At 70.4% G+C, this 11,140-nt stretch carries 12 protein-coding genes and 2 pseudogenes; 9 read left to right on the forward strand and 5 right to left on the reverse strand.

The features are described 5' to 3' along the window. Nucleotides 1–26 precede the first annotated feature (26 nt). Together ACYVD1_RS23275 and ACYVD1_RS23280 are read right to left on the reverse strand one after the other, a co-directional pair. A pseudogene (locus ACYVD1_RS23275) lies at nucleotides 27–146 on the reverse strand (hypothetical protein); the annotation flags it as partial. After that, nucleotides 143–796 carry an ABC transporter ATP-binding protein gene (locus ACYVD1_RS23280; protein ID WP_106247094.1) on the reverse strand — a complete coding sequence of 218 codons (654 nt, stop codon included), beginning with the start codon at nucleotides 794–796 and terminating at the stop codon, nucleotides 143–145. The gene ACYVD1_RS23280 and the pseudogene ACYVD1_RS23275, both read right to left, overlap by 4 nt. A 104-nt stretch (nucleotides 797–900) precedes the next feature. Between ACYVD1_RS23280 and ACYVD1_RS23285 the strand changes: the two genes are divergently transcribed. The 6 genes from ACYVD1_RS23285 (at nucleotide 901) to ACYVD1_RS23310 (ending at nucleotide 5,733) form a co-directional block, all read left to right on the forward strand. Next, a complete protein-coding gene (locus ACYVD1_RS23285; RefSeq protein ID WP_061081141.1) occupies nucleotides 901–1,866 on the forward strand; it encodes a DUF1259 domain-containing protein in 966 nt (321 codons plus the stop codon). A 49-nt stretch (nucleotides 1,867–1,915) separates the two neighbouring features. After that, entirely contained in the window at nucleotides 1,916–2,131 is a 216-nt protein-coding gene (locus ACYVD1_RS23290) for a DUF378 domain-containing protein (RefSeq protein ID WP_168443873.1), read from the forward strand. After that, on the forward strand, nucleotides 2,128–2,625 hold the full coding sequence (locus tag ACYVD1_RS23295; RefSeq protein ID WP_061081139.1) for a Chromate resistance protein ChrB: 498 nt from the start codon (nucleotides 2,128–2,130) through the stop codon (nucleotides 2,623–2,625). The genes ACYVD1_RS23290 and ACYVD1_RS23295 overlap by 4 nt, the downstream gene beginning before the upstream one ends. Further along, the gene (locus ACYVD1_RS23300) at nucleotides 2,622–3,053 is read left to right on the forward strand and encodes a chromate resistance protein ChrB domain-containing protein (RefSeq protein ID WP_061081138.1); all 432 of its coding nucleotides are present in this window, start codon (nucleotides 2,622–2,624) and stop codon (nucleotides 3,051–3,053) included. The genes ACYVD1_RS23295 and ACYVD1_RS23300 overlap by 4 nt, the downstream gene beginning before the upstream one ends. Continuing rightward, nucleotides 3,050–4,477 carry a chromate efflux transporter gene (gene chrA / locus ACYVD1_RS23305; RefSeq protein WP_061081137.1) on the forward strand — a complete coding sequence of 476 codons (1,428 nt, stop codon included), beginning with the start codon at nucleotides 3,050–3,052 and terminating at the stop codon, nucleotides 4,475–4,477. Before ACYVD1_RS23300 ends, chrA begins: the two co-directional genes overlap by 4 nt. A gap of 299 nt (nucleotides 4,478–4,776) precedes the next feature. Beyond that, on the forward strand, nucleotides 4,777–5,733 hold the full coding sequence (locus ACYVD1_RS23310) for a tyrosine-type recombinase/integrase (RefSeq protein ID WP_082768409.1): 957 nt from the start codon (nucleotides 4,777–4,779) through the stop codon (nucleotides 5,731–5,733). 24 nt (nucleotides 5,734–5,757) lie between these two features. Here the strand turns inward: ACYVD1_RS23310 and ACYVD1_RS23315 are convergent, their stop codons facing one another. Beyond that, nucleotides 5,758–6,486 (reverse strand): arginine deiminase family protein, encoded by a 729-nt coding sequence (locus tag ACYVD1_RS23315; protein ID WP_460776617.1) that lies wholly within the window; start codon nucleotides 6,484–6,486, stop codon nucleotides 5,758–5,760. Between the two features lie 144 nt (nucleotides 6,487–6,630). Between ACYVD1_RS23315 and ACYVD1_RS23320 the strand changes: the two genes are divergently transcribed. After that, nucleotides 6,631–7,749, forward strand: coding sequence for an NAD(P)/FAD-dependent oxidoreductase (locus tag ACYVD1_RS23320; RefSeq protein WP_460776618.1), 1,119 nt, complete (start codon nucleotides 6,631–6,633; stop codon nucleotides 7,747–7,749). 73 nt (nucleotides 7,750–7,822) lie between these two features. Then, on the forward strand, nucleotides 7,823–8,116 hold the full coding sequence (locus tag ACYVD1_RS23325; RefSeq protein ID WP_460776619.1) for a YiaA/YiaB family inner membrane protein: 294 nt from the start codon (nucleotides 7,823–7,825) through the stop codon (nucleotides 8,114–8,116). Between the two features lie 76 nt (nucleotides 8,117–8,192). Here ACYVD1_RS23325 and bioB read toward each other — a convergent pair whose 3' ends face one another. Then, on the reverse strand, nucleotides 8,193–9,254 hold the full coding sequence (gene bioB, locus ACYVD1_RS23330; RefSeq protein WP_460776620.1) for a biotin synthase BioB: 1,062 nt from the start codon (nucleotides 9,252–9,254) through the stop codon (nucleotides 8,193–8,195). Nucleotides 9,255–9,594: 340 nt separating this feature from the next. Between bioB and ACYVD1_RS23335 the strand changes: the two genes are divergently transcribed. Then, a complete protein-coding gene (locus tag ACYVD1_RS23335) occupies nucleotides 9,595–11,019 on the forward strand; it encodes a sugar porter family MFS transporter (protein WP_460776621.1) in 1,425 nt (474 codons plus the stop codon). A gap of 26 nt (nucleotides 11,020–11,045) precedes the next feature. Here the strand turns inward: ACYVD1_RS23335 and ACYVD1_RS23340 are convergent. Continuing rightward, nucleotides 11,046–11,140, reverse strand: a pseudogene (locus ACYVD1_RS23340) (IS982 family transposase); the annotation flags it as partial.

Raw genomic sequence — 11,140 nt, forward strand, 5'->3', positions numbered from 1 at the left:
ACAGCGGCCAGTTGCAACGCGGCGCGGACCGCCGCCCACAGCAGATCCCGGCTCAGGGCCAGACGCTGGGCATGGGCCAGTGCCAGGGCCAGCGCGACGAAGACGGTGCACAGCGCGACCACGCCCCATGACGGTGCCGCGGTCATGGTCCCTCCATCAGGTAGTCCAGGCTCTGGGGTGGCCCGTGTGCGGCCAGGCGGCCGTGGTCGAGGACGAGTACGGCGTCGGCGGCGCGGATCCAGGAGCGGCCGTGGGTGGCGGCGAGCACACTGGTTCCGGCAGCCGTGAGGGTGCGGGCCACCTCGGGCACGACCCGGGCGGCGGCCCCGTCCAGCGCGCTGGTGGGTTCGTCCAACAGCAGCACCTCGGGCTGCAGGGCCAGGGCACGCGCCAGGCACAGGCGCTGGGCCTGGCCTCCGGACAGGCCCGCGGTGGGGCGGTGGAGAAGACCGGTCGGCAGGCCGAGGCGACCCAGAAGATCGGCGGCAGCCGCCTGGCCGAGGTCGGGGCGCCCGACGCGCAGTTCGGCGGCGACGCTGTCGGTGAGCAGTACCGGGTGCTGGGCGACCAGCACCACACGGCGGCGCGGGGCGAGCACGTCGGTCTCGGCCAGCGGGCGGCCGTGGAAGGCGAGGTGCCCGCGGGTGGGCTCCGCCAGACGGTTGAGCAGGCGCAGCAGTGTGGTCTTCCCGGCGCCGCTGGGGCCGGTGACGATGGTCAGGCGCCCCTGGCCGACCTCGGCGTCGATCCCGTCGAGGAGGGGAGCCCCCTGCTGGTCGAATCCGACACCGGTCATGGAGAACACCACGCCCGCACACTCCCTGTTTCCTACACCCCACATACGGATAGTTATGAAACCATGGTTACATGTTCGGTGGAGGTACGGGGGAAGGAGTGGATGTGATCACGCACCACAGCAGGTCGAAGGCGGCCCTGGCGCTGGGGTTGGTGGTTGTGCTGAGTGCCTGCTCGGCGGGCCAGGCGGACCAGCAACAGCAGGACCAGCAATCGTCCGAGGCCCTGGTCGAGCCGGCCACCACACAGGCCCAGGACTGGGCGCAGGTGGCCGACGCGCTGGGACGGGAGGGACAGCTCTCCGATGACACGGTCTACCGGGTGGGCTTTCCCCGCTCCGACCTGGACGTGACCTCCCGGGGGGTGCAGATCGGAGCGGGGTTCGCCCTGGGCTCCTACGCGGCCTTCACCCGCTATGAGGACGGCACGACGATGATGATGGGCGATCTGGTGGTCACCGAGGAGGAGCTGCCCGGGGTCACCGACGCCCTGCAGGACAACGGCATCGACCAGACCGCGGTGCACCAGCACCTGCTCGACCACGAGCCCGCGGTGTGGTGGACCCACTTCCACGCCCACGGCCAGGACGCGGCCGCGCTCGCACAAGGGGTCGACGAGGCGTTGGAGGCCACCGCCACCCCGCGCGAGGCCCAGGACGGGCCGTCGCAGGAGCTGGATCTGGACACCGCGGCCGTGGATGAGGCGATGGGCACCCAGGGCCGCGCCCAGGGCGGGGTGTACAAGTTCTCCTTCGCCCGCACCGGCCAGGTCACCTCCGGTGACCACGTGCTGCCCTCAGGCATGGGGGTGGCCACGGTGATCAACTTCCAGCCCACCGGCGGGGGTAAGGCGGCGGTCAACGGCGACTTCGTCATGACCGCTGACGAGGTCCAGGGGGTGATCCAGGCGCTGCGGGAGGGCGGCATCGACATCGTCGCGCTGCACAACCACGCCCTCAACGACCAACCGCGTCTGTTCTACATGCACTTTTGGGCCAACGATGACGCGGCCACGCTCGCCAGGGCGTTGAGGAACGCGGTGGACCAGCACCAGGTCGAGCCCACCGGCTAGCGGCCACTTCCGATCGATCGAGGACCACACCAGGAGAGGAGTCCCTGCGTTGCGACCGCAAAACGCGCTGGACTGGGTTGCTTTCGTGTTGCTGTTGATCGGCGCGTTCGCCTGGGGGGCGTTCGTCACCGACGTCAACGTGCTGGACCGCCTGCTCGAACCCATCGCCGACCCACTCGACGACACGGTGTTCATCCTCATCGCCGCAGCCGGACTGTACTGGATCGCCCGCGTGATCGGTGTGGGCAGACGGGCCCGGCAATGAACGCTGAGCCCGCCGCGCAGGGGCCGGGCGAGTGGGTGCTGTTGAGCTACCGGATCCCGCGCGAGCCCTCCACCCCCCGCATCAGCGTGTGGCGCAAACTCAAACAGCTCGGCCCCGCCCAGATCAGCGACGGCCTGGTCGCGCTGCCGGCCGATGCGCGCACCCGCGAACACCTGGACTGGATCGCCGAGGAGGTCGTGGAGGCCGGAGGGACGGCCACCGTGTGGCTGGCCCGGCCCACCGCCCGGGCCCAGGAACATCACCTGGCCCAGACCATGGCCCAGGCCCGCGCGGCCGAATACCGCGCCGTGCGGGCCGAGGCCGCCCACGCCCGTAGCCTGCCCGAACCCGAACGCCTCCGGGCGATGCGCCGGCTGCGTACCCAACTGCGCCGCATCGCCCGCCGCGACTACTTCCCCCCGCCCGAGCGCCGCACCGCACGCGAGGCCGTCGAGGCCCTACATCCAGACCACACCGAACAGGAGAGCGCATGAAGTGGTCCACCCGCGCCGGTATCCACATCGACCGAGCCGCCTGCGCCTGGCTGATCCGCCGCCGCATCGACCCCGAGGCCGAGTTCGTGTTCGTCACCGACCCCGCCGACGTGCCCGAGCAGGCCACCGCCTTCGACATGCGCGGCGTCGAGTTGGGCCACCACGGCGGCGACTGCAGCTTCGAGACCATCCTGCGCCGCTACGACCTCACCGACGCGGCGCTGTGGAAGATCGCCGAGGTCGTCCACGAGGCCGACCTGGACGACGAACGCTACGACGCCCCCGAGGCCCCCGGCTTGGACGTGGTCCTGCGCGGTTTGTCGATGACCGGTAGCGACGAGCGCACCCTGGCCGTCACCGGTCCCCTCTTCGATGGCCTGTACGAGTACTACCGGCGCCAGAGCCTCCTGGGACGGGAACCCGCATGAGCACCGACCCCCACCACCCCACCACCGAATCCGACGACGCCCCCGGCGGCGCCGGGGAAGCGCGGAGAGACGCCGCGCCCGTGGGCGACCTGGTCCCCTTCCGCACGGCCCTGCGCGTGTGGTTCCTGGTCTCCCTGCAGACCTTCGGCGGCCCGGCCGGGCAGATCGCCGTCATGCAGCGCACCCTGGTCGAGGAGCGGCGCTGGATCGGCCAGCAGCGCTTCAACCACGCCCTCAACTACTGCATGCTGCTGCCCGGCCCCGAAGCCCAACAGCTCGCGATCTACCTCGGCTGGCTGCTCAACGGCACCCGCGGCGGCATCGCGGCCGGCACCCTGTTCGTGCTGCCCGGCATCCTGGCCCTGGGCGCCCTGTCGGCGATCTACGTCGCCTTCGGCGACACCACCGCCGTCACCGCCACCTTCGCCGGACTCGCCCCGGCCGTGCTGGCCATCGTCGCCCAAGCCGTCCTACGGGTGGCCAAACGATCACTCACCCACCCGGCCCTGATCACCCTGGCCGTGGCCGCCTTCGCCGCACTCGCCCTGTTCGCCGTGCCCTTCCCACTGGTGATCGCCCTGGCCGCCCTGGTCGGCTGGCTGCTCTCACGCCGCGACCCCGACTTCGCCCGCCCCGCCCGCGTGGGCGACGCCGCTGACGGGCCCGCGCCCCTGATCTCCGACGAGGCCCTGCACCACGACCGGCCCACCGCGAGCCGTTTCACCAGGATCCTGGCCATCGGGTTGGGGCTGTGGGCGGCGCCGGTAGCCGTAGTGGCCCTGCTGTTGGGATCCGAGAGCATCTTCACCACCCAGGGCCTGTTCTTCTCCCTCACCGCGGTGGTGACCTTCGGCGGCGCCTACGCGGTGCTGTCCTTCATCGCCCAGCAGGCCGTGCAGACCTTCGGGTGGTTGGCGCCGGGAGAGATGGTGCGCGGCCTGGCCCTGGCCGAGACCACCCCGGGCCCGCTGATCATGGTCGTGCAGTTCGTGGCGTTCCTGGCCGCCTACCGCGACCCCGGCACCCTGGACCCCTGGGCCGCCGCGACCCTGGGGGCGCTGTTGACCACGTGGGTGACCTTCGTGCCCTGCTTCCTGTTCATCCTGCTGGGCGCCCCCTACGTCGAACGCCTGCGCCACAACACCGCGATCTCGGCGGCGCTGACCGGTATCACCGCCGCCGTGGTCGGCGTCATCGCCAACCTCGCCCTGTACTTCGCCCTCAACACCTTGTTCACCACCACAGGCACCTGGGACTGGGGCCCCCTGCACATCACCGTGCCCGAGGTCGCCTCGGTGAGCCCGGTCGCGGTGGTCATCACCCTCATCGCGCTCATGCTGACCTTCGCCCTGCGCTGGCCGATCCTGCGGGTGCTGGGCGTATGCGCCGCCCTGGGCCTGGCCAGCACCCTGCTGCCGCTGTGAACCGGGCCAGACGGACTCCACCGACGGCTGCGCGTGCACCGGCAGAGACGTCCTGGCACGTGGAAGTCAGCGCACTGACCTGAAATCCCGGAGGCGCGACGAACCGCAAAGACATGTGAGCATGACGGCACGCACTTCCAGCCCTGATGCTGCATCGCTGACACCGACAAGCCGTGTGACAGAGAATCAAATATTCTCTGTCACACGGATCCGGGTGTGCCCCGCGCGGCCTGCGTCGAGGTGTTCGCCGGCCGCAGGTGACTCCGTAACATTCTCTGTCACACCAGCCGGGAGGTGTTGTGACCGTCCACCCCCTGCCCCGCCCCGGCGCCCTCACCCTCGCCCAGGCGAGCGCCGAGTTCCTGGACCGGTTCCGCGGCCAGCCGCACACCCGCCGCGCCTACGCCCAGACCCTTGTTGCCCTGGAGCAGGCGGCCGTGTGCGGACCCTCCGCGCCGGTCGAGGTTGCCTTCACCCCCGACGCGGCGGCCGCCGCCCTGGCCCGCTGGGAGAGCGCGGCCCCGGCCACGTGGAACAAGCACCTGGCCGCCCTGCGCTCCTTCGCCTCCTACTGCGCGCGCCGGGAGTGGCTCACCACCGACCCCACCCATCTGTTGGAGCGGCGCAAGGAGCCCCGCCGCGGTGACAAGTCCGTCCCCGCCGCCCGGCTGGAAGCCCTGTTCACCGACCCGGACGTGAGGCTGCGCGAGAAGGTGCTGTGGCGGATGCTGTACGAGACCGCGGCCCGCGCTGAGGAGATCCTCACCCTGGACGTGGGTGACCTGGACATGGCCATGCGCCGGGCCCGGGTTCGCTCCAAGGGCGGTGCGATCGAGTACGTGCACTGGGCCACCCCCACCGCCCGCCTGCTGCCCCGGCTGTTGAACGGGCGCACCACAGGCCCGGTGTTCTGCTCCAACCGCCGCTCCCCGACCGCCGGCGCCCGAGCCCGCGCCCTGGCCGACGTCGACCCCACCACCGGCCGGGGACGGCTGTCCTACCCGCGCGCGGAGTACCTGTTCAAGCAGGCCTCGAAGAAGTACGACCCGCACGGGCAGGGGTGGACGCTGCACCAACTGCGCCACTCCGCCCTCAAGCACCTGGCCGCCGAAGGCCGCAGCGCCCCCGAACTCCAGGCCAAATCACGCCACGCCCACCTGGCCACCCTGGGCAAGTACGTGCGCCTGGGCGAGGAGACCGCTGCCCGGATCACCGCCGAACACGACCCGTACAACCGGCGCGCTCCACGCCGCTGAACAGCGATCAACGTCGTGCCCTTCTCACCGTCGTCGACGGCCAGCCGGACGGCGTGCCGGTGGAGGAGCCTCACCAGGGGACATAAGCTCTGTTGCCGCTTCGTCACGTATTCCGGTCGCCCCCCCCAAGGGCAGCACGTGGGCCCCCGGCTCCTCGAGGGCGCGCCGGATCGGCGGCAGGGCAGTGGTGTCGACCAGCTCGGGGAGGCCGACCAGGGAGCCGTCGGGAAGCGCGGTGACCGCGGACTTCAGGTGCAGTGCCCTGCCCAGGCCGACCCGCTGGATCTTGCGGCCCAGGGGCGCCAGGAGCTGCTCGAGCTGGCGGGCGCCCTCCTCGTCGGTCCGGTCGCCCACCCCCACGTAGACCTTCTCGCCGACTTGGAGGACGTCGCCGCCGTCCAGCGTTCCGGGCGCCTCGATCCGGGCCACGCGCAGGCCGAGAGTCTGCGCGGCCGCCGCCACCCCCTCGGCTTCGCCGCGGCGCTCCTGCGCACCGGACCGGGTCACCACGGCCAGGTTCTCGCACACCACCAAGGGGTCTTCCACGAACACCGAGTCCGGGTGCTCCGGCGCCGGGTCGACCTCGTGCACGCGCCAGCCCGCTGAGGCCACCGTCTCTTGGTAGATGGTGTACTGGCGCACGGCCAGCACCGGATCCACCGGTGTCCGGGCGATGTGGGTGACGATGCCCTCCTCCAGCCGGGGGCTGGGGCGGCGCATCAGGGCGACACCGTGGTAGGTGTATCCGTCCATGCGACCTCCTGGAGTAGGAAAGAGAAGGGGGCCGTGTCCTGTCGGGGACGCCGCAGCCTATCGCGGCCCCTTACCCGGTTTCCGGGACCGGCACGCGGGCCGAACGGCTTGTCCGCAGGCCCTGGCCGGGGCAAGGTGGGGCGCATGGACGCAATCGTGGTCGGCGGCGGGATCGTGGGGGCCAGCGCGGCCTTCCACCTGGCCAAGAAGGGCGTTTCCACGGCGCTCGTGGACCCCTCCCGTGTGGGGCAGGCCACCGCGGCTGGCGGGGGAGTGATCTTCCCCTGGCCGTTTCCCTGGGACACGCCACCGGTGTGGGACTTCAAGGCGCGCGCGGCCGAGCACTACCCGCAGCTCATGGCCGAACTCGCCGAGGACGGGCAGGCCACAGGCTACGAGGTGGTCGGCGGGATGTCGGTGGACCGCGAAGGCGGCGACGGCGGGTTCGAACTCCTGAACTCCCTGTCGGAGCGCCCGGAATTCGCGTCGATGGGGCGCGTGGAGCGGCTGGCCGAGGGCGAGCCGCGCACACACTTCCCGCTGGTGCCCGAATCCTACGGCGGGCTGCGCATCGAAGGGATGGCCCGGTTGAACGGCCGGTTGGCGCGGTCCGCGCTGTTCAACGCCGCCGAAGAACGGGGCCTGCACTACTTCAAGGGCGATGCCCGGCTGCGATGGGACGGGCAGCGGGTGACCGGGGTCAGGGTGGGTATCGAGGACCTGGACGCGCCGACGGTGATCGTGGCCGCGGGCGCGTGGTCGGGCCGCCTGCTGGCGGAGACCGGTGTGGACCTGGGGGTGCGCCCGCTCCGCGGGCAGATCACCCACTTCGCGCTCCCGGGCACGGACACGCGGGACTGGCCGGTGGTGCGGTTCGGTGAGCGCGACTACTTCGCGCTGGCGTTCGGCCCCGACCGGGTGGTCACCGGGGGCACCTTGGAGCCAGAGGCGGGCTTCGACCACAGGGTGACGGCCACGGGCCTGCTGCACAACCTGTCCACCGCGCTGGAGGTGCTGCCGGGGCTGGCCGATGCCACCGTGGCCGAGACCCGGGTCGGTTTCCGGCCCGGCACCCACGACGGTGAACAGCTGCTCGGGCCGGTCGAGCGCCTGCCCGGGGTCGTGGTGGCCACCGGCCTGGGCACGCAGGGACTGACCTTCGGACCCTTCCAGGGGTTGGTCGCCGCCCGCCTGGCGATGGGGGAGGACCCCGGTGTGGACCTGTCCGCCTTCGTCCCCGACCGTACCCAGGTCCCGGTCTGAGTACCGGTACCCACCTGCCGTTTGAGTAGGAGTGCTCAGGCGGGGGCTGGCCCGTCGCGGCCACGATGGGTGCATGAACACACCGACCCCTCAACCGCGCACCACCCCGCAGTTCTACCTCCAGGCGATGATCGCCTTCGCCGTCTCGGCCGCCGGAGTCGGTGCCGGGATCATCTACCTGCCCGTCGACCCGTGGATCCGCGCCTTCCTGGGTGTGAGCGTGCTGTTCGTGATCACGTCCACGTTCACCCTGGCCAAGTGCGTCCGTGACCGCCAGGAGGACGTGGCCATGGCCGAACAGGCGCAGTACTACCAGCAGGTCCCCCTGTGGCAGGGGGAGCAGGGCCAGGTCCAGGCGCGGGCCTGACCAGGTCCCTGGATACCCAGAGACCGGTCGGTGCCGTGGGGGCACGGCACCGACCACATACCGGGCACGCCAGCGGTCAGGCGTTGGGCGGAAGAGCGGTTCCAGCGCCCCGCTGGCGTGTCCTGAGCAGGTCGTGGCGCTGGTCCGGGAGCGTCGGCTCCCCGGCGCCCTGCACCACGAAACCCGCGTCGGCGATCATCTCCAGGTCGTCCTTGCCCGCTTGGCCCTCGCTGGTGAGGTAGTCGCCGAGGAAGATCGAGTTGACGACGTGCAGGGCAAGGGGCTGCAGGGAGCGCAGGTGGATCTCGCGGCCGCCCGCCAGGCGCACCTCCACGTCGGGGAAGACGAACCGGGTGGCGGCCAGGATGCGCAGGCAGCGCTGAGGGGTCAGGTCCCAGGTGCCCTCCAGGGGTGTGCCGTCGAAGGGCATGAGGAAGTTGACCGGTACCGAGTCCGGGCTGAGCTCGCGCAGGGCGAACAGGGCGTCGACGAGGTCGTCGTCGGTCTCCTTCATGCCCGCGATCAGGCCCGAGCAGGGGGAGAGTCCGGCGTGCTTGGCCTGTTCGACCGTCTCGACCCGGTCGGCGAAGTCGTGCGTGGTGCAGATGTCCGCGTAGCGCTCTTCGGAGGTGTTGAGGTTGTGGTTGTAGGCGTCGACCCCGGCCTCGCGGAGTTGGTCGGCCTGTCCGTCGGTGAGCAGCCCGAGGCAGGCGCACACCTCCACGCCGGGGTATTCGTCCTTGATGCCCTCGACGGCGGGGGCGAGGCGGGATACGTCGCGGTCGGTGGGTCCGCGTCCGCTGGCCACCAGGCACACGCGGCTCGCACCGGCCTTCACCCCGTGGGCCACGGCCTGGCGGGTCTCGTCGGGTTTGAGCCAGGTGTACTTGACGATTTCGGCCTGTGAGCCCAGGCGCTGGGAGCAGTAGAAGCAGTCCTCGGGGCACAGGCCGCTCTTCATGTTCACCAGGTAGTTGAGCTTGACGCGGCGCTCGAAGTAGCGCCGACGGACCCGTGAGGCGGCGGCGACCAGGTCCATCAGGTCGTCGTCGCTGCTGGTCAGCACCTCCAGGAGTTCGTCGCGGGTGGGTGTCTCACGGCGAAGGGCCTTCTCGGCCAAGGGGTCGAATGTCGTCACGCAGTCGATCCTGGGTCCTGGGAGCGTTTCAGCGCAGTCGACGAACCCGCCAAGAATCCGCCTGAAGTCTTGTGTGCCTGGTGGGGTGCGCTCTGGCCGGGGTGTGACCGCATCCGGCCACGACCAGGGTTAATATCAATAGTCATCCCATTCGGTGACTTAGGGCACCCCCGATGGCACCTTAGGGAAAGATTCAGTAGTAAGGTCCCCAACGTCCAGCTGAGAGCCAGGCATCCGAGCATGTTTGGCCACGTCAGCGTTGCGTTCACGCGTACCCCAGACCCGTGCTGCATCGTGGTGCCAGCCCGGGCCGTCGGGCGTGCTCAGGGGAGGAAGCAGAGTGAGTCGAGTCAAAAACGGCGGGGGAGGCGTGTCCGGCCAGGACGCCAGCCTCGTCCACGTGACCATGATCGCGGCGGCCGCCGCCATGGGCGGCTTCCTGTTCGGCTACGACAGCGCCGTCATCAACGGCGCCGTCGATGCCATCCAGGACCGGTTCGACGTGGGAGCGGGTGTTCTCGGCTTCACCGTCGCCTCAGCCCTGCTGGGCTGCGTGGTGGGTGCCGCCGCGGCGGGAGGGGTCGCCGACCGTCTCGGCCGGATCCGGGCCATGCAGATCGCCGGTGTGCTGTTCGCGATCAGCGCTATCGGTTCGGCCCTGCCGTTCGGCATCTGGGACCTGACGGCCTGGCGGATCCTGGGCGGTATGGCCATCGGCCTGGCCTCAGTGATCGCGCCGACCTACATCGCCGAGGTCTCACCCGCCGCCTACCGCGGCCGGTTGGCCTCCCTGCAACAGCTGGCCATCGTGCTGGGCATCGCCTGCTCCCAGCTGGTCAACTACGCGATCGCGCAGGCGGCCGACGGCAGCGCGCAGAACATGCTGGGCCCGGTACAGGCCTGGCAGTGGATGCTGGGCATCGAGGTGCTGCCCGCCCTGGTCTACCTGGGGTTGAGCCTGGTCATCCCCGAGTCTCCGCGCTACCTGGTCCGGGTGGGGCGCGTGGACAAGGCCCGCCAGATCCTCAGTGGCGTCGAGGGCGGCGGGGACGCCCGCATCGACAGGCGCATCGGCGAGATCCAGACGGCCCTGGGCTCGGAGGTGCGGCCCAAGCTGCGCGACCTCACCGGCCGCTACGGCCTGCTGCCGATCGTGTGGATCGGTATGGCGGTCTCCGCCTTCCAGCAGCTGGTGGGCATCAACGTCATCTTCTACTACTCGAGCTCCCTGTGGCAGTCGGTGGGGGTGGCCGAGTCCGAGTCGCTCCTGCTGAGCCTGTTCACCTCGGTGGTCAACATCGTGGGTACGGTCATCGCGATCCTGCTGGTGGACCGCATCGGCCGCAAACCCCTGCTCCTGGTGGGTTCGGCCGGTATGGCGGTGGCCCTCGCCCTGGCCGCCTTCGCGTTCAGCAACGCCGTGGTCCAGGGCGACGAGGTGTCCCTGTCGTTCGGCTGGGGTGTGATGGCGCTGATCGCGGCCAGTTCCTTCGTGCTGTTCTTCGCCCTGTCGTGGGGTGTGGTCGTGTGGGTGCTGCTGGGCGAGATGTTCCCGCTGCGCATCCGCGCCGCCGCCATGGGTGTGGCCACCGCGACCCAGTGGCTGACCAACTGGCTCATCACCGTGAGCTTCCCGAGCCTGCGCGACTGGGATCTGGCCGGCACGTACATGATGTACTCCGGCTTCGCCCTGCTGTCGTTCTTCTTCGTGCTCAAGTTCGTCAAGGAGACCAAGGGCAAGACTCTGGAGGAGATGAAGGGCTAGATCGTTGATGGGAAAATGTGTCCTGGTCAGTGGTCGTAAGCCACCAGTGACCGCTTGACCGGGGCACCGATCAGCCAGTTGTGCCAGATCGCCGCGTTCAGCGCCAGGATGCGCTGGCACA

The sequence above is a fragment of the Nocardiopsis nanhaiensis genome, from assembly GCF_054778635.1.